This window comes from Marinifilum sp. D737 (assembly GCF_026672275.1).
Classification (GTDB): domain Bacteria; phylum Bacteroidota; class Bacteroidia; order Bacteroidales; family Marinifilaceae; genus Marinifilum.
Map to the genome: position 1 here is coordinate 62,879 of NZ_JANQCD010000019.1, position 24,446 is coordinate 87,324.

16 protein-coding genes are annotated in these 24,446 nt (G+C 36.1%); 8 read left to right on the forward strand and 8 right to left on the reverse strand.

Annotated features, from left to right (window positions below):
- Positions 1-119: 119 nt before the first annotated feature.
- The 7 genes from NQ163_RS12490 to NQ163_RS12520 all read right to left on the reverse strand — a co-directional run bounded on the left by NQ163_RS12490 (position 120) and on the right by NQ163_RS12520 (position 10,346).
- On the reverse strand, positions 120-1,502 hold the full coding sequence (locus tag NQ163_RS12490; RefSeq protein WP_268190646.1) for an aminopeptidase P family protein: 1,383 nt from the start codon (positions 1,500-1,502) through the stop codon (positions 120-122).
- A gap of 279 nt (positions 1,503-1,781) precedes the next feature.
- Complete coding sequence (locus NQ163_RS12495) at positions 1,782-3,596, reverse strand: M6 family metalloprotease domain-containing protein (protein WP_268190647.1); 1,815 nt, start codon at positions 3,594-3,596, stop codon at positions 1,782-1,784.
- Between the two features lie 19 nt (positions 3,597-3,615).
- Entirely contained in the window at positions 3,616-4,221 is a 606-nt protein-coding gene (locus NQ163_RS12500) for a lysine exporter LysO family protein (protein WP_268190648.1), read from the reverse strand.
- 24 nt (positions 4,222-4,245) lie between these two features.
- Entirely contained in the window at positions 4,246-4,518 is a 273-nt protein-coding gene (locus tag NQ163_RS12505; RefSeq protein ID WP_268190649.1) for a LysO family transporter, read from the reverse strand.
- 136 nt (positions 4,519-4,654) lie between these two features.
- Positions 4,655-6,190, reverse strand: a complete 1,536-nt coding sequence (locus NQ163_RS12510; protein WP_268190650.1) for a RagB/SusD family nutrient uptake outer membrane protein — start codon at positions 6,188-6,190, stop codon at positions 4,655-4,657.
- Positions 6,191-6,208: 18 nt separating this feature from the next.
- Positions 6,209-9,370, reverse strand: a complete 3,162-nt coding sequence (locus NQ163_RS12515; RefSeq protein ID WP_268190651.1) for a SusC/RagA family TonB-linked outer membrane protein — start codon at positions 9,368-9,370, stop codon at positions 6,209-6,211.
- 703 nt (positions 9,371-10,073) lie between these two features.
- Positions 10,074-10,346: a DUF493 family protein gene (locus tag NQ163_RS12520; RefSeq protein ID WP_268190652.1), complete on the reverse strand. Its 273-nt coding sequence runs from the start codon at positions 10,344-10,346 to the stop codon at positions 10,074-10,076.
- A gap of 237 nt (positions 10,347-10,583) precedes the next feature.
- Between NQ163_RS12520 and NQ163_RS12525 the strand changes: the two genes are divergently transcribed.
- The 3 genes from NQ163_RS12525 to NQ163_RS12535 are packed head-to-tail and all read left to right on the forward strand — an operon-like array spanning position 10,584 to position 16,181.
- Positions 10,584-11,702, forward strand: coding sequence for an efflux RND transporter periplasmic adaptor subunit (locus tag NQ163_RS12525; protein ID WP_268190653.1), 1,119 nt, complete (start codon positions 10,584-10,586; stop codon positions 11,700-11,702).
- A gap of 26 nt (positions 11,703-11,728) precedes the next feature.
- On the forward strand, positions 11,729-14,893 hold the full coding sequence (locus NQ163_RS12530; protein ID WP_268190654.1) for an efflux RND transporter permease subunit: 3,165 nt from the start codon (positions 11,729-11,731) through the stop codon (positions 14,891-14,893).
- Position 14,894: 1 nt separating this feature from the next.
- The gene (locus NQ163_RS12535; RefSeq protein ID WP_268190655.1) at positions 14,895-16,181 is read left to right on the forward strand and encodes a TolC family protein; all 1,287 of its coding nucleotides are present in this window, start codon (positions 14,895-14,897) and stop codon (positions 16,179-16,181) included.
- 60 nt (positions 16,182-16,241) lie between these two features.
- Here NQ163_RS12535 and NQ163_RS12540 read toward each other — a convergent pair whose 3' ends face one another.
- Complete coding sequence (locus NQ163_RS12540) at positions 16,242-16,703, reverse strand: PaaI family thioesterase (RefSeq protein ID WP_268190656.1); 462 nt, start codon at positions 16,701-16,703, stop codon at positions 16,242-16,244.
- A gap of 314 nt (positions 16,704-17,017) precedes the next feature.
- Here NQ163_RS12540 and NQ163_RS12545 point away from each other — a divergent pair, with 314 nt between their 5' ends.
- The 5 genes from NQ163_RS12545 (at position 17,018) to NQ163_RS12565 (ending at position 24,423) form a co-directional block, all read left to right on the forward strand.
- Complete coding sequence (locus NQ163_RS12545; protein ID WP_268190657.1) at positions 17,018-18,154, forward strand: glycerate kinase; 1,137 nt, start codon at positions 17,018-17,020, stop codon at positions 18,152-18,154.
- Between the two features lie 321 nt (positions 18,155-18,475).
- Positions 18,476-18,985, forward strand: coding sequence for a MarR family winged helix-turn-helix transcriptional regulator (locus NQ163_RS12550; RefSeq protein ID WP_268190658.1), 510 nt, complete (start codon positions 18,476-18,478; stop codon positions 18,983-18,985).
- An 854-nt stretch (positions 18,986-19,839) separates the two neighbouring features.
- Complete coding sequence (locus NQ163_RS12555; RefSeq protein ID WP_268190659.1) at positions 19,840-21,003, forward strand: hypothetical protein; 1,164 nt, start codon at positions 19,840-19,842, stop codon at positions 21,001-21,003.
- Between the two features lie 9 nt (positions 21,004-21,012).
- Positions 21,013-22,638: a BCCT family transporter gene (locus NQ163_RS12560; RefSeq protein ID WP_268190660.1), complete on the forward strand. Its 1,626-nt coding sequence runs from the start codon at positions 21,013-21,015 to the stop codon at positions 22,636-22,638.
- Between the two features lie 990 nt (positions 22,639-23,628).
- Positions 23,629-24,423 carry a hypothetical protein gene (locus tag NQ163_RS12565; RefSeq protein ID WP_268190661.1) on the forward strand — a complete coding sequence of 265 codons (795 nt, stop codon included), beginning with the start codon at positions 23,629-23,631 and terminating at the stop codon, positions 24,421-24,423.
- Positions 24,424-24,446: the final 23 nt, after the last annotated feature.

Genomic DNA, 24,446 nt, shown 5'->3' on the forward strand with positions numbered 1-24,446 from the left:
GGGTTTAGCTAAGGCAAAAAAATGAAGCATAGCACAAGCTAAGGTGATATTTTTTAACGATACATAAACTCCAAAAGAATGAAATAATGATGCTCATTTTAATGTAGTATTGGTATAATCTATGATCTTTGAGATTCTACATCTTCAATGGTTTTTGGAATAGGCTTACCTAAAAGACGGGCTCCATCATTGGTAATTAAGAAATCTTCTTCATTTCTTAAGCCTCCAAAATCTTTATATTCTTCTACTTTATCATAGTTGATAAAATCGGTAAATTTCTTTTCAGCCTTCCACCTATCAATTAATTCAGGAATAAAATAGATTCCCGGTTCGATTGTCAAAACGAATCCTGGTTCTAGTTCTCTTCCCAGGCGCAATGATTTTAAGCCAAACTGAGTGCTTTTAGCTTCGCCATTGTAACCTACATACACTTCTCCAAGGTTTTCCATATCGTGAACATCCAAGCCCATCATATGTCCAAGTCCACATTGGAAAAACAGAGCATGTGCACCTTGCTGAATAGCTTCATCCATATCGCCTTTCATGAAACCCATTTGTTTCATTCCTTCAGCAATGGTTTTACATGCTTTCAAGTGTACATCTTTAAATCGAACACCTGGTCTTAGTTCTGCAATGGCAGCTTCATGTGCATTTAATGCGATTTGATAAATTTCTCTTTGACGTTCTGTAAAAGTTTTGCTCACTGGGAAGGTACTCGACATGTCTCCAGCGTAATGCATACCATTTTCAGCACCACAATCAATTAAAACCATATCGCCACTTTTAATTGTGTTCCCATGATAGTGATTGTGAAGTGTCTGTCCATTTATTGTAGCAATGGTTGGAAATGAAAGTTGTCCTCCTGCTCTAATTGCAACTTCTTGTACTGCAGCTGCAATTTCCGATTCTTTCATTCCAGGTCTAGCCATTCTCATGGCAGTTAGGTGCATGTCAGCCGTAATGTTTACTGCTTCTTCAATCTGAATGATTTCTTCTTCAGATTTATAATTTCTTTGATTTACTACTGCCTGAACAAATTCTGCCGATGAGTTCTCTACCGCTTGATTTGGATGAATATTCAACCAGTTAAGCAATTTAACTTGATGTTCAGGGCGATAAGGAGGCAAGTAATGTACTTTTCTGCCTTGAGAGCTAGCCTTGCTTAGATAGTCCTGTAACTGACCGGAAGGAGCTGTTTCATAAATGCCTACAGCTTCACTTTTTTCTTTGATGGTTGGTTGTGTTCCCATCCAAACAATGTGATCGATGCTTAGTTCATCTCCGAAAATAATTTCTCGATTTTCATCGATGTCGATTATTGCATTTAATCCAGCATAATCAGATCCAAAGAAGTACAAGAATGTACTGTCTTGTCGGTAATGGTACGTGTTATCGGCATAATTCATTCCGCATTCGTCATTTCCTAAAAATAGAAGAATGCCTGATTTTACCGTTGATTTTAATAATTCTCTACGCTTTTGATAAGTTTCTTTCGTAAACATAAGATTGGGTTTATGGTGCTTTATTAAATTCTAAAGGATATAGTTATTCCAATAGAAGACATAAATTGTTGATAAAAAAGATCTGAAATGTTCTTGCAGAGGGGAGGAATTAACAAATCCAACATTCGTACAATCCTTTGTACGAATCATTGTAGCGTGTTATGTAGTCGTTGAATAAGAACATACAATTGAATTTGTCTTGGGTAAATTTAGAAAAAAAACGCTAATAATTATTTTAAAATCGAAAAAACTATAACTCATTAAATAATTATTAATCAGTTATAATTTTAATATTTTTTTGGAATAAACTTTATTCGTTGAAATCACTTTTATTACATAAGGACCTTTAGCTAAAAACTGAAGATTTACCTGCTCTTCTGTTTGAAATGAATTCAGCTTTTTATCATACAATTTGCAGCCATTTGAATTGTAAATTTCAATTTTAGCATTTGAAAGTTCATTTTGTAATCCTTTTATTTTGATATAATCTACTACAGGATTTGGATATACTACCAAATCTGATGATTTGTCGATAGGCCTTATTGCCGTTACTTGGTTTAAAGTAAAACTAATTACACCATTCTCATCTTTTATATCACGAATCCATACTTCCGAATATTCACCATTAAATAGGTTTGAGTTCGGATTTGAGTCCGGACCAAATTCTCTATTGTTAGTAGTTCCTGGAAACAGATCACTTGCTTTACCACGATCCATAGCATTGTACAATCCTGAAGATACATTAAAATCGGCTTCTTCTAAGCGTACTCCGGGATTGTCTCTGTCGCTATTTATATCGTATCTCAAATTTGCTTTATCATCATTAATGTGATAAATAGCCAGACCAGATGTTGGTTGGGCTAAATCATTCCCTTCGGTTCTCTTATTTGCCAATAAGAAGTATTCTCCATCTTTTGTGGTATTGATGCGATAAATCTCGTTCTTATTTACATTAGAGGAGTTCAGGGAATAGTTGCCATAGTCATCGAAGTTAATAACTTTAGGTTCATCCCAGCCCAATTTAATACGTGACCACGCACAGAAATTAGAGGGTTTAAAACCTCTGTTTAACCAAGAGCCTGCTGACATGATTGCCCAATGTCCTAGTCCGTTCGATTTTCCTGTTCCATCATACAAGTCAGGAAGGCCTAAAGCATGACCAAACTCGTGAGCAAAAGTGCCAATACCAGCATCTACCCATTTGTTGTCATATTCACGCATTTCGCAAGCAATTACATAATCATTTACTTTGATATTGTTGATTGTAACAGGTAATCCAACTGTATTTTGCAAGGACCATGATCTTGGCCAAATGTATTCTTCTTGTCCATAATGGTCTGCTCCTAATCCTGCGTGCATAACCATTACAGCATCTACATCACCATCTCCATCATTATCGTAAGGTGTAAAATCAACTTCTGCAGATCTAGCTTTTTCAACTGCTTTTTTCACCAATTCACCAGCTAGTTTTCCTCCTTTATTTTCGGCAACCTCTTCCAATTTCAATCCTGATTGATACCAACCATATACATCAAATTGTATGTCTAGCTGATTATGACTGGCTTTCAAATAATATTCACTCAAACTGGCATAATTGCCATGACCATCTTGCATAAACATGGCTTCTATGTTCTCTTTACTGCGAGTATGTATTTGATCCGAAAATTCAATTAGTAGAACCGCAACCTTTATTTTGCCTTTTGAAGGAACTCCTCCAATGGTTTTTAGAGATTTTATTTTATTTTTTTGAACTGATAATGCTTTTTCGTTGTGTAAACGTAATTCTTCTAGCTTCGATTTGTATTTTTTAATATTCTGTAATGAGACTGATATCTCAGTATTAATGATTGCGTTGTTAACTATTTTCCCAAAAAGGTATTGACCATTAAATTGAGAGAAAATGTATTTTTCTTTGGTTTCTATCCAATGCAACCTACTGTCTCCTTTATAAAATGCCTCAACGATTTCTCCATTGTTTAGAACAATTGTTTTAAGATCATTGCAAACCGGAGTTCCCGTTGGGATTTCAGATTGGGCATAAATAAGATTTGATAGAAAAAGAACAAAAATCAGATTAGTTATGTATTTGAACATGGGTTAAATTCTAATTTAATTAGAACACCTCCAAGATAAAAGGAACAAGGAATGGAACCAGAATTGTTAGAACAATCCCACTAAAAATGGCAATAATTGCCCACTCTTTTCCTGTGTATTTTGAGATGATTGGAAGTGTTGTATCCATTGCTGTTGCACCACCAGAAGCAATGCCGGCAAGTTTGCCAAAATACTTTACAAAAATAGGTACAGCAAGTAAGGTTATTATTTCACGTAAAATATTAGAAAGCAGAGCGATTACACCTAGTGTTTCTCCACTGATTTGAGTAATGAATATAGAAGATAAACTATAGTATCCGAAACCAGCACCAACGGCTAAGGCTTCCTTTAATTGAATTTCGGGAGTAAATATTGAAATTGTTCCAACCCCAACCAATGATCCAATGATAACACATAGCGGGACAAGTATAATTTTAATGTTGGTTTCTTTAATTACTCTCCAGGATGATCGATCAGCACCAATTCCAATACCCACTAGAAACATTAGTAAGTAAAGGGCGTATAGTGAAAAATCGGATTCCATAATTACTTCTGGAAGAAATCTTGTTAATCCCAGGATTAATCCCAAGGCAAAAAATCCAAGTATGATAAGGCTGTTCTTCATGTCAAAATTTATTCTGTTGTTAGCTTATTTACTTTTAAAAAATAGTTTGTAGGTGATATATGCGAAAATCAAACTACCCAATATGGCACCAATAGTTAGAATGAGTGCTTGCAATCCAATTGTGTGCAAGTTGTTTATGATTTTCTCATTTAATCCTACCCCTATGCCTAATAGGAACAGAAGTAAATAAATTGACCATGTAGTCATTTTGTCGACCCCTTTAATCACTTTGGGAAACTTCCCTACGAAAAAACCCAATCCTATACCCAAGGTCATTAATACTAAAACTGTAATCATGATAAATAATCTTTTTGTTCTTCGGGGTGAATTTACTTAAATTTTATTGTAATGTTTGATTGGCTAATCAAATGAAGTGCCCTCAATAAATGGAGGGCACTTCAAACTTAGAATCAATAATAATTAACTAACCTAACTACTCTATTTCATTGTTTGAGTTTTCTTCTGATTCAGGAATCGGGAAGAAGTGTGAGTCATCAGTTACTCCGGTTCTTCCACGCGCAGCCATGGTTTCGTTTAGTTTTCCCCATCTGCGTAAGTCGTGGAAACGCGAGCCTTCCATAGCAAATTCACAAATTCTTTCATGTTCAATCTGAGCTGTAACAGCAGCTTTGTCACTTCCTGTCATAGCAGGTAGTCCACCATGTATAGCCCTTACATTGTTAATGTGAGGTATTGCCGTTGATGTTTCGTCTAATTCGTTTAAAGCTTCTGCATACATTAACAATACATCTGCGTATCTCATTAATGGCATGTTGTTACCGTGACTGTATGCATCCAATTCATCTTTGGTTGATGGCAAGTATTTTCTGAAGCCAGTATAGTCGTATGCAGTGCTACTTGCATCCCACCATTCTCTGAATGTATAACCGTACACTCTTGGATTATCAGAATCGTTAAAATATTCATCATCAAAGAACAAAGTTCCATATAAACGGTGATCGTAACGTCCGTCTGTTGCGACTTTACCTTCTTTTTTAAATTCCTCTAACAAGAAGCTGCTACCTGCAATTTCGTCCCATCCAAACAAACCTTTAGGTTTTATCCAACGGTGATGTGGGAACTTGAACCAAGCACCATTATCGGTATTATTCGAAAGTTGTAGCTCAAAAACGGCTTCGCTTGAATTTTGGTTGGTACCATCAAACATGCTAATGAAATTATCCACCAATGAGAAATTGGTTGAATTTACTACCTCGGCAAAAGCTGATTTAGCCGCGTTGTAATATTCAGTTGCATTTGCACTATCTTCACCAGCTCTGAAAAGGTTTGCTTTGCCAAGGTATGCAAAAGCTGCCCATTTGGTTGCTCTACCAACATTTTGTGCATCATAAGAGGCAGGAAGGTTTTTAGTCGCTTTTTCAAAATCCGCAATAATAAAATCCCAGCATGCTGATCTTTCGCTTATAGCTTTGTGAGTATCAGAAACTCCTTTTGGATATTGGTCGCGAAGAATAATTTTTTCCCATGCCAGAAGTAACTTTAAATGATAATACCCTCTTAGAAAGTGAGCTTCAGCAAGTAGTTCATTCTTTTTAGCAGGATCGATTTGCTCTTCTGTCATTTCACCAACCTTTTCAATTACTTGATTGGTGAAATTGATGCCTCTGTAGTGAATACTCCAGTACGATGCTGTTTGTGTATTGGCAGAATTTACATTAAAATTATAGATGGACAACCAATCTTCGTAATTGTAGGCATCTCCTCCAATTTTAACCAAATCAGAAGGGTACATTTCTACCGGAAACTTAATTTCTGCAAAACCCCAGTAACTTGTTGCACATTCTAGTTGTGAGTATGCAGCAGCCATTCCTGCTTCTGCATCATCTGCATTTCTCCAAAAGCTATAGCTTGTCAATTTGTCCGGTGACTTTGTCTCTAGGTAATCATCATCACATGATGAGAAACCAATTAAGACACAGGCACTAAGTGTATATAATAATTTTTTCATGTTTTTTTCGGTTGTTGGTTAGAATGATAATTGAACTCCAGCAAAGAATGATTTGTTGATTGGGTAGAAGCTACGGTCAATACCTTGATTCAAAACTCCTCCGCGTCCTACTTCAGGATCAATACCAGAGTAATCTGTACTAGTCCAAATGTTTTGAGCATTTACATACACTCTACATTTGGTAAGTCCAATTCTGCTAATTACATCTTTTGGTAATGTATATCCCAATTCAATGTTTTTCAATCTTAAGAATGAACCATCTTCCAAATATCTTGTAGATTCACGAGTATTACCGTTTGGATCACCAAGAACAGCTCTCGGCATGCTTGTGTTTCGATTATCTTCGGTCCATGCATTTAATGTAGACGCAAGAAAGTTCTGACCTGCTGACATATTCTCCAAATAGTAGCGATTACCATTGTATAAATCATTTCCGTGTGAACCATAGAACATCATAGAGAAGTCAAATCCTTTGTATTTTGCATCAAAGCTTAAAGAATAGGTGAAATCAGGTATTCCACTTCCGGAATATACTTTATCCTTAGGATCTATTACTCCATCATCATTCATATCTTTAAAACGAATATCTCCAGGTTTTGCATTCTTTTGTAATAATTTACCTTCAGAGTTAACATGAGCATTAACCTCATCCATCGACTGGAAGATTCCATCAGCCTGGTACAGGTAGAAAGCACCAATTTCAGTACCAACTTTGGTTTGTGTTGGGAAATGTGAATCACCATACTTTAAGCCTTCACCAAATAGTGATTGATTTGCATCAGCAAGGCTTAAAACTTCATTTTTCATTGTGGTTAATGTTCCATTGATATTAAAGGTGAAATTACCTTGGCTTTTGTGATATCCAAGTTCCAATTCAAAACCTTTGTTTTCAATTTCTCCAACATTAACTACAGGATTGTTAGTACCTGCTGAGGGTGCAAGTTTATTAACAACCAACATGTCTTCAGTAGTCGTATTGTAATAATTTGCTGTACCAGTGATTTTTGAATTAAATAAAGCAAAATCTAAACCTAAGTTCTTAGAAATAGTAGTCTCCCATTTGAAATCAGCATTTTCTAAATCCCATGCGATACTTCCTGTCCAAGGATTAGCTCCGGTTCCTTTAACTGAGCCGGTGTTAGAGTCGGTTCCTGAAGAAATTAATGCTTCATATTGATATAAACCTAGTGTAATTTCGTTACCTAATTTACCCCAAGAAGCACGCAATTTTAAGTTGTCAATAAAATCATAGGATGACATGAAATCTTCTTCGGTAATTCTCCATCCTAAAGCAACAGAAGGAAAAGTTCCATATCTGTTATTTTTACCAAATTTAGAAGATCCGTCGCGACGAGCAGTTACTTGTACAAGGTATTTGCTGGCAAATGAATAATTTACACGTCCTAAAATCGATGTGCGGGTGTAATTGTTATTGCTACCTGAGGCGCTATATGTACCACCTTCACCACCATTTAAGGTCATGAATTTTGGATCAAGAAAACCTGCCGGAATATCATTTGTTATTACATTACTATCTTCGGCAGAATATACTGTTTTTTTACCTGTAACATTTGCACCGATCCAATTATTGGTAATTTTAGATGCTGTATAACCAGCAACAGCACTTACAGTGTGTTTTCCAAAATCTTTATTGAAATTGATCAAGTGCTCCATGATTTGTGAGCGATAATTATTGCGTTCTTCTCCGTAATAAATCCAATCTTCACCATCTTTTGGACTACGTTGGAATTTTGGGTGATAACTCCATTCTATATCGTTACTGTTGATTAAGCCTAGATTTACCTGATATGATAACCAGTCTGTAATTTTAAGGCGACCAGTAATATTTGCAGTGAAATATTGTAAATCTTTTTCACCTTTTTTATTGATGTGATTTGCATAAGGATTGGCGTTGGCAGGCATATCACCATGTGTCAACTGTACATTGCCATCTTCATCGAAAGGAGAAATTAATGGTGTAAGCTTGTATGTATCACTAATTGAAAATTTTGCACTCTCAGAGTTGGTTTCTGCATATGAAATATTTGCATCTACTTTTAAGCGACCTTTTTCCATTCCAAGTTTTGCACGAAGAGTCTTTTTTAGGAATTGACTGCCAATAAGAGTTCCTTCCTCATCATTCCAGCTACCTGAAATACCATAGTAACCTAAATCATTACCACCGTTAATACTAACATTATAGAATTGTTGCATAGCTGTTCTCGCAACTTCATCTTGCCAATTCGTATTAGCTGTAATTGGATCAGTTGTATAAGCAGGAATAGCTTCACCAGCATTTTCGTACATCATTTTGTGAATTGCTACATATCCTTCAGAATTCAATAGATCCAATTGATCAATTGCCTGAGATGATCCTGCATGCATGTTAAAATCAACATTTACTTTACCAGCTTTTCCTTTTTTGGTCGTGATTAAAACCACACCATTTGCAGCTCGAGAACCGTAAATTGCAGCAGCAGCTCCATCTTTCAAAACTTCAATAGAAGCAATATCATCAGGGTTAAGCAATGACATTGAACCTGGTAATCCATCAATGATGTACAATGGATTGTTGTTACCAATAGTACCAATTCCTCGGATAGTAATGTTTGAACCTGCACCCGGAGCTCCACCATATTTAGTAATGGTTACCCCGGCAACTTTTCCTTGTAATGAATTAACAGGGTTAGAAGATGGAGTTTTTGCCAAATCTTCGGCTTTTATAGATGCAACAGCACCAGTTAAATCCGATTTTTTCTGGGTTCCATAACCAACTACAACCACCTCGTTTAAACCCTGAACATCTTCTTTAAGAACGATGTTTAAAGTAGTTTCATTGCCAATTGTAATTTCCTGATCTACATAGCCAATGAATGAGAATTTGATAACTCCATTTGCAGGAACATCTAACTGGAAATTACCATCAAAATCGGTTACTGTACCAAGGGTAGTTCCTTTTACAAGAATGTTAACACCAATTAATGGTAGGTTTTGCTCATCAACTACCTTACCAGTAATGGTTTTCTGGTTTTGTTGGATTGCATTGGTTTTCATAGATCCAGCTGCTTGAAGCGGTTGAGGGCCAACTAAAACAGCCAGGATGCAAAGTTTCATGATCCATGAAACCAAGCCCTTTTGCACGAACGTATTCCGCACAACAGTTTTTGCATTTTTTTTCATAAATTTAGATGCGTTAAAAGTTAGTTTTGTTGTTCTTTATTTAAGCGTTCAGAACAACAAACGATTAATATTTGATAACAGGGATTGTTGGTAGCTTTCCCTGTTTTCTTTATTTCTTCGTTTGGCAAAAACTTATTGGTGCATAATTTTAATCCTAAAGTATTACACTAGATACTACGATGGTAGTATTACTCCAATAGTTTTCTATATAAATTAATTGGCTTAATTTGAGGTGGTATTGAAATAGTTGGTAGCTATTTCAATAATATGATGAGGTATCAACAAATAAGACATTCAAATAATCCGCGATGAGAATGTCTGTAAACTAGTCTAACGGTTGTTGTTTGCATGGGAATGAACGTTAACCTGTGAACAATTAAAATTCTACTTCATTTATCCAATCTCCAGGTTTTAATGAAAACCTTTGCAGCAAATATATAAAAAAACACTACCAGTACATACTAGTATGTGAAAAAATAACAAGTTTTTTATTGGAGGTTATTTGTTGAAACTCCTGGAAGGCTTATTATTGTTGGTATTTTGAGACTTAGTGAAGGGGAGGAAAAAAAGTAAAAAAAAATAGATCATTATCAAGTTTGTGTTGAAAACGAATATGTTCAAGCTGTAATTGTATTCACAAAAGGGCATAAAAAAAGCTGATTTTATATCAGCTTATGCATTTTTTAATCATGCCCGTTTCATTTTATAATGCCATAATTCCTCGAATGCCTTGTGCCCTTGAATATATTTCAACTACATCTTCGGCCGACTTCATCATTATTTTTACTGTTACACCAATAAATCGAATGTCTCTTGAGGTTTTATAGGAGAATTCGGTTTCTTTTGGAAATAAATTTCTTACTGCATTTAATTTCTCGTCGTTGTTCGGTACAATGAATTTAAACATGTACAACGAAGGCCATTCTGTTGAATCCAGCAACTGTTGTTTGATTCTATTGTATTTTTCCTGATCCATTTTGCAAAGATAAGTTTAGGAGGCACAAAAATGGAAATATTTTTGGTATTTCGTGTAATCTCATCAGTATTTTAAAGAGAAACAAAAGGAAAGAAGTTGGTATTTCGTTTAAAAGAAAAATTAATGCTTCATTAAGAAATTTATTTCCAATCGCAAAGATTAATTTTCCTATTAAGCTAATATTTATAACTTTATAAGGCCCTGGTAAAAACTCCACTTACTTAACCTATAAGTTCTATGAATCGGAAAATTGTAATTGTCATTCTTGTACTAGTCACATTGGGTATCGCAATGTTTTTGGCAATGTTTCTTAAAGGCTTGAAAGAAGATCCTGCCAAAAATCTCGATAATAACAAACTACCCACGGTAAAAATCCAGAAAGTTCAGTACTCCTATATTGAATCTCCTATTGTTGAAAAAGGGAGGTTGGCATCTAGTCTGGAAGTGAATTTAAGTTCTGAAGTAGCGGGAAGAATCGTTGAGGCAGGAGTGCCTTTAAAAGTGGGTCAAAAATTTAAAAAGGGAGATTTGTTGATTAAGATTTACGACAAGGATGCAAAAATGGATTTGCGTGCACAAAAAAGTCGATTCTTAAACAAGTTGGCTGAAAACCTTCCGGATATCAAGGTTGATTATGCTGATAGCTTTGAAAATTGGATGAGTTTCTTCAATTCTATTCATTTGGATGAGAATATTCCGGAATTGCCAAAGGTCAAAACTACGCAGGAAAAGGTGTTTATGGCTAGCCGTAATATTTTGGGTGATTATTATGCCATTAAAAGTGCCGAAGTGAAGCTTGAAAAGAGAAATATTTATGCACCTTTTAATGGATCTTTTGTAGAGGTGAATACGCAGGTAGGATCGGTAGCAGGAATGGGCTCAAAATTGGCTGGTATTATTGAGTCCAATAAGTTGGAACTACAAGTGCCAATTGAGTCGGAAGATATTAAATGGTTGAGACTAAATGATGAGGTAGAAATTCTGGATTCCAATGGAGAATTGCTTTGTATGGGTAAGCTGGTTCGTAAATCTGAGTTTGTGGATCAAGGAACTCAATCTGTTTCTGTCTTCGTTAAACTATATAATACTGGTGATGTAGAATTGTATCAGGGACAATTTTTAACAGCTCGATTCAATGGCAAAAAGATTGCTCAAGCAATGGAAATTCCTCGAACTGCAGTTTTTAGTTCCAACAAAGTATATGTATTGGAAAATGACATAATGAAATCGAGAAGAATTAATGTTTTAAAAAGAAATGAAAACTCTTTGATTTTTAATGGACTGAAAGAAGGTGAGATGCTTGTGGTTGAACCGCCGGTAAAAGCTACTGAGAATATGAAGGTTCAGCTGCAATAGTTTGGTAATAAATCAGATATTACGAGATGGAAAAAATTGTTACAAGATTTGTAAAGTATCCGTTTTACGGAAAGATGATTATTGCCTTGTTGCTAATTGCCGGAATCACCTCTTTGGTATTCATGAAAAAATCATTTTTTCCGCAAACCGAATCTAAAACCATTACTGTTTCTATGGTTTATCCTGGAGCTAGTCCGAAGGAGGTAGAGGAAGGGATAACCTCCAGAATTGAAGATGCCATTCGTGGAATTGTGGGCATTAAGGAAATGAATTCTATTTCGTCCGAAGGTTTTTCGAGGGTAAGTATTACCACTACGGGAGAATATGATTTGGATGAAACTTTGGCCGACATTAAAAATGCGGTTGATGGAATTCCGAGTTTTCCAACTGGAGCCGAGAAAGCAGTAATTGCAAAACGAAGGTCAACAACTCCGGCAATTAACTTGGTTGTTACGGGAGATGTGGAATTGTTGACCTTAAAGAGATATGCCGATGAGGTATATGATGATTTGCTTCGATCCAAAAAAATGTCGCAGATCAGCCTTTCAGGTTTTCCGAGCCTAGAGTTATCGGTAGAAGTCAAGGAGGAAAATTTAAGAAGGTACAAGCTTACCTTTAGTGAAATATCACGGGCCATTGCCAGCAATAATATTGACATTTCGGGCGGAACCATAAAAAATGAGGTTGAGGAAATTCTAATTAGAAGTAGAAATCGTTCAGTAGATCCTGATAAAATTGGAGAAATTATTTTAAAGGCAAATCCTGATGGAAGTTATCTTAGAATTAGAGATGTAGCAAATATACACTTTCAATTTCAGGATGTTCCAAATTCTACCTATGTGAATCAAAATCCGGCCGTTTACATCGTTGTAAACAAACTGAATAATGAAGATTTAAAAGAGATATCAGAATTCTGTAATCAGTATGTAGAAGAATTCAATTCCAGTCATGATGATGCACAGATAATTGTGACTTTCGACTTTGTTGACATGCTAAAATCCAGGTTGGATCTTCTATATAAAAATGGTGGTTACGGACTGGGTTTGGTGGTAATTGCTCTGGCATTGTTCTTAAGTTTCCGGTTGGCATTATGGGTTGCCTGGGGAATTCCGGCATCTTTTCTTGGAATGTTTATTATTGCCAATTTAATGGGTGTTACCATTAATATGATTTCTCTTTTTGGAATGATTTTGATTATTGGTATTCTGGTTGATGATGGAATTGTTATTGGAGAGAATATCTACTCTCATTTTGAAAAAGGCAAAAGTCCAAGGAGAGCGGCCATAGATGGAACCTTGGAGGTAATACCTGCCGTGTTAACCTCAATTACGACAACCATGGTTGCATTTTCACCACTACTCCTGGTAACAGGAAATATGGAATTTCTTTACGAAATGGCCTTTGTAGTTTGTGCTTGCCTTTTCTTATCGCTCTTCGAAAGTTTCTTTGTTTTACCAAGCCATGTTGGGAACGATGTGGTTTTAAATGTGAAGAAAAACAAGAATGCATTCAATCGATTCAGAGCCAAAATTGAAAGAGGTATCGTTTTTATGCGTGACAAGGTTTATGCAGATGTTTTAAATTGGGTGGTTGAATGGCGATGGTTTGTAGTATTTACACCTATTGCTTTAATCTTAATAACCTATGGTTTGTTTAGCGGTGGCATAATTAAGAGTACATTCTTTCCGAATATGCCTTTCGATTCGTTCAATATTAATGTAGCATTTAAGCCAGGAAGCAATAAAGACATTACTACTGCCTACCTTAAAGATTTTGAGAAAGCAGTATGGGAAGTGAACGATGATATCATGAATGAATACAATGATACAATCAGTTATATTCAATATACTGGAGTATCTACAGGTTCATCATTTAGCGGACAGGAAAATGGTCCGCATGCAGGAAATATGTGGGTTATGCTTCGAGATATGGAAGGAGCACCCATATCCAGTTTTGAGATCACAAACCGGGTAAAAGCAAAAATTGGCAAAGTGCCCGAAGCTGAGAAATTTACCATTGGAGCTTTTAACCGATGGGGAGCACCGGTTTCGGTAAGTTTATTGGGAAGCGATTTGGATGAGCTAAATCGTGCCAATCAATTTTTCCAGGATGAACTTCGAAAAATGGCATCTCTTTATAACATTAGTGACAATAATCCACTTGGCAGTAGAGAGGTGAGGCTAAGGTTAAAACCAAAAGCCTATTATTTGGGTATGGATATTAGAACCATTACTTCACAGATAAGGCAAGGTTTTTTTGGAGGTCAAGCCCAGCGCTTGCAGGAAGGAAAAGATGAAATAAAGGTATGGGTTAGATACCCTAAAAGCGATAGGATATTTATCGGACAGATGGAGGACATGAGAATTCGAACTCCCAGAGGAGCATTTCCTTTGTCGGAACTGATAGAGTATGATATACAGCGTGGACCTGTGAGTATACAACGTTATAATGGATCTCGTGAGATTAGGGTTGAGGCCGAACTTTTGGATCCAAACGAACCTGTTCCACCAATTTTGGAGTATGTGGAGACAAATATTTTCCCTGAATTGGATAACAGGTTTCCAGGAGTGAGAACTGAGTATCAAGGGCAACAAAAACGCTCGAGGGAGGATGCTGAGGAATTGATGCTCTATTTTTCAATTGCATTCATGATTATCATTTTTATTGTGATGATTCACTTCCGAAGTTTTACTCAAGGTATCATCGTTTTGATGATGGTTCCCTTAGGATTTTTAGGATCAGCTTGGGGACATGGAGTAGAAGGATTTCCTGTTTCGATGCTAAGTGTTTGGGGCATGGTTGCCTTATCGGGTGTTATTATCAACGATGCTGTGGTATTCCTGTCTAAATACAATTCCTTAATTCAGGAAGGGATGACTCCGGTTACGGCGGTTAAAGAGGCAGGGAAAGCAAGGTTTAGAGCCATTGTTCTAACAACCATTACCACATCAGTGGGCTTGTATCCACTTATTCTTGAGAATTCATTCCAGGCAAAATTCCTGATTCCAATGGCTATTGCATTGGCATATGGAGTACTAATTGGTACGATGTTTATTTTGATGTTTTTCCCTGTTTTAATCATGATATTGAATGATTTGAAACGATATTCAAAACAGATTTGGGAAGGCTATAAAATTGACCCAAGAGATGTGGAGCCTAGAGTAAAAGAATCAAAAGTAAAATTAGATTGAAATGATAAAAAAGATATCATTAAGCCTATTGTTTAATTTGCTGCTTTTGAGTTTGGTAGCTCAAGAGGAGTTGAGTTTATCACAGGCCATTCAGGTTGGCTTGGAAAACAACTATGAATTAAAAATCATCCGTAAATCGGAGCAGATTTCCGAATTGAATAATTCGTGGGGAAATGTTGATCGATATCCTCGAATTCAGTTTAACCTTCAAGGAAGAGGAATAAAAGATTATAATGACACCAATGATTTTACCCGGCTGAGTGTAATTCCATCCCTGGATTTGAATTGGACACTTTTTGAAGGTTTTGCCGTGCAAATCAGAAAGGATAAATTCGACGATCTGGAACAACTCTCAAAAGGAAATACGCTGATAGCAATTGAAAATAGAATTGAGTTGATTATACTGGCTTATTATAAAATCTTACTCGAACAGGAAAGGTTGAAAGTAAGTGAGAAAATTATGAAACTGTCTTCAGACAGATATGAAAAGAGTAAGATTGGCAAAGAGCTGGGAAGTGCAGTTACCTACGATGTTTTGCAATCGAAAAATGCCTGGCTCGAAGATCGCTCATCCTACTTATTGCAAGAGGTTAATTTTAATAATGCAGTGCGCGATTTGAACTTTTTATTGGGTGTTAAAGAGAGTAAAATCTACAAGTTTTCGGATGAGTTTTTGCCGGTGAGCGACGAATATCAATTGGCCAGTTTATTGGATGAAATGCTTGGGAATAACAGCAATTTAAAGAATCGTTACATGCAGGAAATGATTTTGAGGAGAGATGTGGAGCTGGCAAGAAGTAATTTTTATCCTAAATTGAATTTTGGAGCAGGAGTTCAAGGGAATAGAATTAGAACAAAGCCGGATGGTATGTCTTCCGGTACAACAGATTCTCATAATTTGTATGCCAACCTTAGTTTGAGTTATATGATATTTAATGGGAATTCGAATCGTAGGGCATTGCAAATTGCAAAAATCCAGGAAGAGATTGGGAAAATTGAAACAGAGGATTTAAAGCATACGCTAACGAATGCCTTAGCGCAAAACTATGAGCTGTACCAGGTCAGGAGAGAGTTGTATTTATTGGCAGAAGAGAATTTGGAAGCCGCAGAACTGAACTTGTCTATTTCGAAAGACAAATACGAATCGGGTAGTATTAATTCCTTCAATTATCGTGATGTTCAAATTGGCTATCAGAATGTGGCTTTGTCCCGATTAAATGCAATTTTCAATTTGATTCAATCCAGAACCTCATTGGTTCGATTAACCGGTGGAATTTTAAACGAATAAATAATTGCAAAAATTATAAAAAGGCTATTCAACTGATGTGAATAGCCTTTTGTTATGCCTTTATTCCCCAAAATTATCAGGTACCAATACTGCAACAATTTCACCTGTTACACAAAGTTTGCCGCCAGCATAAAGTTCTGCAACAACAGTTGCTTTACGCTCATTAATTTCAGCAATTGTACCTTTTATTTCAATTTCACCATCAATAGGTGTTGGCTTTAAATATTTTACTTGTAATGAAGCGGTAACACATCTTGGAGCATTGTGCTCACACAAGTCGATATTTTGTTGTTTGGCAAATGCCAGTGCAGCTGAGCCGGTTCCATGACAATCAATTACAGAAGCCAACATGCCTCCATAAACAAAGCCTGGAATTGCCGTGTGATATTCTTTAGGGACAAATTTGGTAATGGTATGTTCTCCGTCCCAATATGTCTTTAGTTGATGACCATGTTCATTTAATCTTCCACATCCGTAGCATTGTGCAAAATGGTCTGGATAGTAATCTTGTATTCCTTTCATGTTTCTTGTGAATGATACTAATATTGGTGCTGTATGATTTATAATGGGTAATTCTAAAGAGGTGCCTAAAGTACTTAGAATACTTGGAGTACTTAAAGTATTGGTATGATAATGCTTTTTTAATCAGTTTATTCAATATAAGCTTAAATGAATGATTGTAATGTTTATACCATACATTTTAATTGTAAGTACTTTAAAAACTATTTAGTAACTCACCCACTAAAAATCATATATAACCCAAATATTTAATTATAGAATTTTTATATCTGTAAAAGTAATTCAATATCTTTCGAAATAGATAATTGTATAAAGAAATGACCAAAATAATCATAGCTCCCGATAAATTTAAAGGATCTTTAACCGGGCTTCAGTTTTGTGATGCCATCGAGAGAGGAATCAGAAAACATGTACCTGATATTGAAATGGAGAAGCTGCCTTTGGCAGATGGTGGTGATGGAACCATTGAGGTATTGCAATACTATCTGGATGGAGAAATGATTTCATTGGATGTGAACGATCCATTAGGGAGAGAAGTCAATGCTTCTTACTTGTATTCCAAAGCCAAGAAGACTGCTTTTATCGAGATGGCTGAAGCCTCAGGAATTCGCTTGCTAAGCGATAAGGAGGCAAACCCGCTAAAAACAAGTACATACGGAACGGGTGAGCTCATAAAAGATGCACTTGAGAAAGGAGTGGAACACATTATATTGGGAATAGGAGGAAGTGCTACCAACGATGCGGGTATGGGTATGGCCAGGGCATTGGGATATCGGTTTTTTGATAAGGATAATAAAGAGTTGTTGGGAATTGGTAAAGATTTGCAAAAGATCGAAAATATAGATGTTTCAGGAGTTCATCCCAGAATTAAAGAGGTAAACTTCGAGCTGGCTTGTGATGTGGATAATCCACTATATGGACCAAATGGCGCTGCTTATGTATATTCACCCCAAAAAGGCGCATCCTCAAAAATGGTAATGGAACTCGATAATGGTCTCATTGTTTTTAATGAGGTGGTGAAATCTCAGTTTCAACTGGATTTGCAGAATATAAAAGGAGCAGGGGCTGCAGGAGGCTTAGGTGCAGGCTGTATTCTTTTCCTGGGAGCACACTTGAATTCGGGAATTGAACTGATCAAAAATGAGGCAGACTTTGATCAGAAAATTAAAGGAGCAGATTGGATCATTACAGGAGAGGGCAAACTGGATTCTCAAACCTTCTCGGGGAAAGTAATTCGTGGAGTGTTGGATTCATTGGAAGGTCAGAAGTTGGCGCTCTTTTGTGCTTTGGTTGATCTGTCAGAAGAAGAAAAAAATGACATGCAAGTTGATTATATCTCCGAAACTTCGGTTTACGCAAAAGATTTGCAGGACTCCATGCAAAATGCAGGGAAATATCTGGAAATGGCGGCTGAAGAATTTGTAAGTAAGTTATCTAACTCAGTTTATAAGTAAGGGTATAATATAAGTTTTATGATTTTATAGGTGTATCTATTTGGTTAGCTTTTTTTCTAAAGCGATATTTCTGTTTACAGGATGCTAAAAAAATAAAACCTCAGCATAAGTAGTAAGCTATATTTCTAAAGGATTGCTTACTTTTGTAGGCGAAGCAGAGTCTCTAACAATAGATTTATACCGATTAATAATTGGTATGAGCCATTTGTTCGTGTTGCTCCAAATAACTAACTAATTATATATCGACATTTTAATTTAATATTTCGCAGTTTCGCCAAGTTTTCCTGATAGCTATCGGGACTGAAATTTAAATGGTATAATATGGATTACAAGAATATTATTATCAAGATCAGACGAATTGTTCGATCGATTAACCTGGAGTCTAAAAAGATTCAGAAGGATCATGGGGTAAGTATTCCACAGATTTTATGTCTGGAGTATTTAAAAAGTTCGACAAACTATCAGGCTACTCAAAAATCTATTCGTGCTCACCTTAATCTAAATTCAAGCACTGTTACCGGGATTATCGGTCGATTGGAAAAGAAGGGTTACCTTGCTCGTTTGCCAAAAACCGGTGATCGTAGAACTACCGTAATTGCCTTGACATCTTTGGGAGATCAGCTGTTAAAAAATACACCAGATTTATTGCAGCAACGATTGGCTGTGAAATTGAAGAAGATTCCTGATACGGATTTGGAAAGAATTGAAGAGACTCTGGAAATTCTTGTAAACATGCTTGAGATTGAAGAATTGGAAGCTTCGCCAGTGCTTACTGCAGAGGATATCATTAAAGAGGAGCTGAACTCGGAAGAAGAGAATCTGGAGATGTAGAAAAATAAAGATATGAATAGGAAGCCATCATGAATGTGATGGCTTTTTTTTTTGTGCCCTTAATTTTAATGAGGTTAATATTAATGGTGCTATATGGTTTTTAATGGGTGAGTTACTAAATAGTACTTAAAATACGGTTCTGTATCATTTATAGTGGGTCATTCTTTAGAATTATTGTTTTGACCGTTATTTTGTTCCAGTGACCCATGTGGGTATTGGAAGGTCGAGCTAATTAGACGCAGAAAAATTTTTAGTAAGACGGGGAAGCTGAGAACTTGTTCGAAGATCACGCCGCCGCACTTAAAGTTTTCAAGTATAAATAGTTTGAGCTTACACACCCTAGATTCTTTGTTTACTTTCTCATCAATGGAGAAAGTAAAAGCCATGCGGCTTGAGCAAAGTCAAGTTAAAATAACAAATCATAGGATAATTTTTCATCAAATAAAGGTTGCTTTAGTTACCCGCTAAATTCCATATAGAACCTAAAATACTTAAGGCACTTCTTTAGAATTACCCACTCCAAATCATACAGAGTCATCTTTACTCTGTCCTAATATTGCTTCATTTCACAAATGCAGATGGAGAGAAAAAAAATGGTTTTACACGAATTAATTGATGGAGATAGAAGTGAGTAATTTAAATTGAACAAAAGGGAGAGGGTTGGAATGTACACAAATACAGGGTGTTGTGATTGCTTGTTAGATTATATATAGTGTGTTATTTGACAATTGTGTTGTATAGAAATAAAATTTCCTCTAGATTTGTCGCGCAGAAACTAAATCTGCACTCTTCGTTCTTTATTTCATATTGTCAAGGGATAGATGGTTGAGGATTGGATAAGATAAACTTGAATTATGAAAGAAACTCTCTTAAGAAGAATTAAATTGTTATTGGCATTGCTGGTCATTGTTAATGTTACGCAAGCTCAAAAAAATAAGGATGTTAAGATCGGCGGAGCCCTTCGTTTTAATTACAGATACAAGGATTGGGATGAAAACAATAAGGATGTAGGCGGAGATGCTGTGCTTGATGTTTTTCGTTTGAATGCTAAAGCAAGGTATGAGAAGTTGTATCTGGATGCCGAATATCGTTTCTATCCGTCAGAATTTGGTGGCGGCATGCTGCATCATGGATTTATTGGCTATAATTTCAATGATAATTCACATTTAGAATTGGGAGTTCATCAGGTTCCATTTGGAATTCAGCCTTTTGCTTCACACTCCTGGTTCTTTAATCTTCCATACTATGTAGGGCTGGAAGATGATTACGATACAGGATTAAAGTATGTGTTCGACACGAACAAATGGAATTTTGCCTTTGCATTTTATAAGAATGCTGAGGGAGGTAGGTCGTGGACAACCTTTTCGAACGGATCAGAAGGAAACGCGGTTGATCTGGCACGATACTCATACGACTTAGCCGGCGATAACGAAGAGAATGGGCAATTCAACTTTCGTGCAGCACGCAAATTCAACAATCAGGAAATCGGTTTTTCGGCACAGTTGGCTCGATACAGAAACCATGTAAAAGATAAGAACTATCACTACAATGCCTTCGCGCTTCATTATCACGGTCGTTTTCTTAAAGATGAAAGATTGGATGTAAAGTTTGAACTAACCCGATACGATTATAAGGGTACCGATAATGATTTGATAAAGATGGCTGCCTACAATTACACTTATGATATTGCCAGCGAAGCAAGTATTATTTGTGGAGGTATTGCATATACCATACCTGTGGAATGGGGACCAATTGAATCGGTGCAAGTGTATGACAATTATAACTACATGAAAAAAGGCAATTCTCAATTCAACGATACCCAAATGAATGTATTGGGGATGATGGTGAAAGCTGGTCCAATTTATACCTATATCGATTATGCGTCGGGTAAAAATCAGGATTGGTTAGGTCCATGGGGTGCATTTGGTGATTCAGCCAATGAATATGGTTTCGGCCGGGGAGCTGCAAATCCTGAATGGCATTCATGGTTCAATGTGAATGTGGGGTATTATTTCTAAGCGGTACAAATGAATTATAGATATATGGGTTTAAAAGAAAAAATTGAAAAAAAGGATCAAGCCAAGGCAGTATCCATAAGTGTTGATGATCAGAAGAAGTATGTTCGTTCCGATCAGAAAACATTTTGGGGCATAAAAGCCAACGGAACTGTATTTGTGTCTTCCTTCCTGGTTGTATTTGTTTTGGTGGCCACTACTTTAATTGTAGGGAAACCAATGGCAACCTGGTTTTCGGAAACACAAGCTGTTGTTTCGATCAATGTGGGATGGATGTTCGTTTTGCTCATGAATGTTTTCCTGGGATTTACATTATTTCTGGGCTTTGGTAAATTTGGGAAAATCCGTTTGGGAGGTCAGGATGCAAAACCTGAATTTAAAATGACATCGTGGTTTGCCATGTTGTTTAGTGCTGGTATGGGTATTGGTTTGTTGTTTTGGGGAGTTGCTGAACCAATTTTTCACTTCGATAACAATCCTTTCGCCATGGAAGGGGTTTCTTCTGCCAAATCGGCCATGGGAGTTACCTTTCTGCATTGGGGATTTCATGCCTGGGCAGTATATGCCATTGTAGGATTGGCTCTTGCCTATTTTACTTTCAATAAAAAATTACCACTAACCATTCGTTCAGTCTTTTATCCTTTGTTTGGAGAAAAGATTTATGGACCAATTGGTGATATTATCGATATCGTATCGGTTATTGCCACTCTATTTGGTTTGGCTACCTCCTTAGGTTTTGGAGTACAGCAGGTAAATGCAGGATTAACCTATTTGTTCGACGTGGAGTACGGAACCACCTGGCAAATTGGTTTAATTTCGGTAATTACCTTATTCGCTACGCTTTCGCTGATTTTGGGGCTTGACAAAGGGATTCGTCGCTTAAGCGAGATAAATATGCGCTTGGCACTTCTCTTGTTATTCTTTGTTTTGTTGATTGGTCCAACTGCATTCTTGTTGAAATCATTTGTTCAGAATTTGGGTTATTACCTAAGCAACTTTATGGAGTTGAGTTTCTGGACCGAATCATATATTGGTGCTAAAGAAGGTACTCACTGGCAAAACTCATGGACCATTTTCTATTGGGCATGGTGGATCGCATGGTCGCCATTTGTAGGCATTTTTATTGCTCGTATCTCTAAAGGTAGAACCATACGTGAGTTTGTTTTGGGTGTACTGTTTGTACCGGCATTATTGACTTTTTTATGGATTTCGGTATTTGGAGGAAGTGCCATTTACCAGGAATTACTTGGAAATACTCAGATATCGGAAGCAGTTAATGCCAATATTGCTACGGCAATTTACCATTTGCTGGAGCAGTACCCATTGCCATTTGTTTCATCCTTACTAACGGTGATTTTGGTGGCATGTTTCTTTGTTACTTCTTCCGATAGTGGGTCTATGGTGGTTGATACATTAACCACGGGAGGAAAATTGGATGCTCCTGTTGGACAAAAAATATTTTGGGCCTCAATGGAAGGCTTAATTGCAATTGTATTGCTGATTGGAGGTGGTTTGGCTGCCTTACAAACGGCTACAATTTTAACTGGCTTACCCTTTGCAATTGTATTGCTAATTATGTGTTACAGTTTATTAAAGACTCTCAAGAATGATAAAGTGATAAAAGTAAAAGAGTCTTAGATAAGGTTTTTCTTGTTATAAGTCAGTAATAAAAAGAGGTCTTCGGGCCTCTTTTTTTTGTTGTAGATATAATAGGGGCTATCAATTATTAACTTGCAGGGAGCGTAAATATGTAGGATTAAATGATGTGGATGAAGTATAGATAATAATTCACCCTTATTAAAATACATGCTGTCTGTTGAATGTAATATCAGTATTTATTTTTAAAGCTGAAATTCAAAATCATTTCAAACTGTGAGCATATTTATAGTCGAACTCTGCTTATTGCTTTTTTAAACTGCTTGTTTTGCTAATATCTCTACATAATGTACCCAAATCGATCTTTCGGACATTGTAAATTTTGGGGTAGAAATTGTGTTTTTCTTCTTATTGGTTTTGTACATTTCGACGCTTTGTGGCTTTGTATTCTATATTTGCGCGTTCTTTTTGTAAGTTACCGATAATCAAGTGTAATTATAAAGCTAAAAAAACATGCTTACGTTTTGCTAATTTCATAAGTATGTTTTTGCAAAAATATAAGTACGTTTTTTAGAACAGATAACTATAGAAATTTACACCATAAATGAATGGATTAATTATGGTTAAATTTTTTCGGTGACTTTGTATTTTACTGTCATGTCTTTCCAGTTCTCCTTTAACCAATTTTTCTCCCCACTCAATTCCTTTCGAATCTTTTAATAGGGACGAAGTGGCTTTTTAATTTTTTCTAATGCCATAAAATTCAATTCCCTAAGGCTTCGTTTCACCTCTAATGTTAATTTATTATTAAGAATTGGTAGTTTAATATAAATTAAAAAAGAAGTCAAATCGTTCTGAAACGTTTAATTTTTGTGATGTTTCGTAAGATTAAACCATAATATGATTTAATGCGTGTAAGGAATGATTGGATTTTGTCTCTTGTGTCTTAATAATAAATGGAGTAGATTTGTTAAATAAACATTTAACCAAAATTTAATTTTATTGTTTTGATAAAGATAAATATACTTTAAAATGAAGAGTAGGAATGTATTGGTGTTGATTTTGTTAGTAGTGTTGTCAGCTTTGGTTCATACTTCGTTTTCTCAAAGTGTGAAAGCAAGTGTTTCTTCCTTGGTTAAAATTGGCAAATCAACTGCTAGTAGCCATGCTGCCCTTGGAGTTGATACTGAACATATCAATGGAATGCATGGCATAACATACAAATTAAGTTTCGATCCTGATGTGATTTATGCCGATTCTGTGTTTGTATCTGCTAAGTCTGATCAATTGGGTTTAAAAAAGGAGGAATATTATGAAATTCAAAGAACCGAAAGTTCTTATGTATTGTACTCTCTTACATTAAAGGGGAGAGAAAAGAGTCTTAAACTTGATAAATTACCTATTTCCATAGATTTTGTGATTAAACCCGAAACACATTATCAGCTTATTGCAAATAATTGTGAATATACTATTGAGTTTAAGGCAGAAAGTGTAACGGCATATGATAAAAATAAGACGGAAATTGAATTAAGTCCATTTGTATTGCCAGTAAAATTGGAGTGCGAAGAAAAAGGAGAAAGTCAATTGCTGATAGCAGCACCAAATCCAACACGAGAACGCTGCTGGATACATTTGCCTGCCGAGAAAAAACAAGATGTGGAGAGATTGGTGCTGTTTAATACGGCCGGAAAACCACAAAGTTTTCGTTCACAAATTAAGGACGATGAGCTTGAGTTAAATTTGGATTGCTTGCTTGCCGGACATTATTACTTAAACATCATTTACTCAAAATTCGATAGAGATGTGGTTAAAATCGTAAAGCTATAATCCAAGACTATTTTTTTAAAACA

Excerpts from the sequence above, each read along its gene's own strand:
- NQ163_RS12520 (WP_268190652.1), bottom strand. The coding sequence starts at position 10,346 with ATGGATCAGGAAAAATACAATAGAATCAAACAACAGTTGCTGGATTCA.
- NQ163_RS12545 (WP_268190657.1), top strand. The coding sequence starts at position 17,018 with ATGACCAAAATAATCATAGCTCCCGATAAATTTAAAGGATCTTTAACC.
- NQ163_RS12505 (WP_268190649.1), bottom strand. The coding sequence starts at position 4,518 with ATGATTACAGTTTTAGTATTAATGACCTTGGGTATAGGATTGGGTTTT.
- NQ163_RS12565 (WP_268190661.1), top strand. The coding sequence starts at position 23,629 with ATGAAGAGTAGGAATGTATTGGTGTTGATTTTGTTAGTAGTGTTGTCA.
- NQ163_RS12555 (WP_268190659.1), top strand. The coding sequence starts at position 19,840 with ATGAAAGAAACTCTCTTAAGAAGAATTAAATTGTTATTGGCATTGCTG.
- NQ163_RS12530 (WP_268190654.1), top strand. The coding sequence starts at position 11,729 with ATGGAAAAAATTGTTACAAGATTTGTAAAGTATCCGTTTTACGGAAAG.
- NQ163_RS12560 (WP_268190660.1), top strand. The coding sequence starts at position 21,013 with ATGAATTATAGATATATGGGTTTAAAAGAAAAAATTGAAAAAAAGGAT.
- NQ163_RS12500 (WP_268190648.1), bottom strand. The coding sequence starts at position 4,221 with ATGAAGAACAGCCTTATCATACTTGGATTTTTTGCCTTGGGATTAATC.
- NQ163_RS12495 (WP_268190647.1), bottom strand. The coding sequence starts at position 3,596 with ATGTTCAAATACATAACTAATCTGATTTTTGTTCTTTTTCTATCAAAT.
- NQ163_RS12515 (WP_268190651.1), bottom strand. The coding sequence starts at position 9,370 with ATGAAAAAAAATGCAAAAACTGTTGTGCGGAATACGTTCGTGCAAAAG.
- NQ163_RS12525 (WP_268190653.1), top strand. The coding sequence starts at position 10,584 with ATGAATCGGAAAATTGTAATTGTCATTCTTGTACTAGTCACATTGGGT.
- NQ163_RS12535 (WP_268190655.1), top strand. The coding sequence starts at position 14,895 with ATGATAAAAAAGATATCATTAAGCCTATTGTTTAATTTGCTGCTTTTG.
- NQ163_RS12550 (WP_268190658.1), top strand. The coding sequence starts at position 18,476 with ATGGATTACAAGAATATTATTATCAAGATCAGACGAATTGTTCGATCG.
- NQ163_RS12510 (WP_268190650.1), bottom strand. The coding sequence starts at position 6,190 with ATGAAAAAATTATTATATACACTTAGTGCCTGTGTCTTAATTGGTTTC.
- NQ163_RS12540 (WP_268190656.1), bottom strand. The coding sequence starts at position 16,703 with ATGAAAGGAATACAAGATTACTATCCAGACCATTTTGCACAATGCTAC.
- NQ163_RS12490 (WP_268190646.1), bottom strand. The coding sequence starts at position 1,502 with ATGTTTACGAAAGAAACTTATCAAAAGCGTAGAGAATTATTAAAATCA.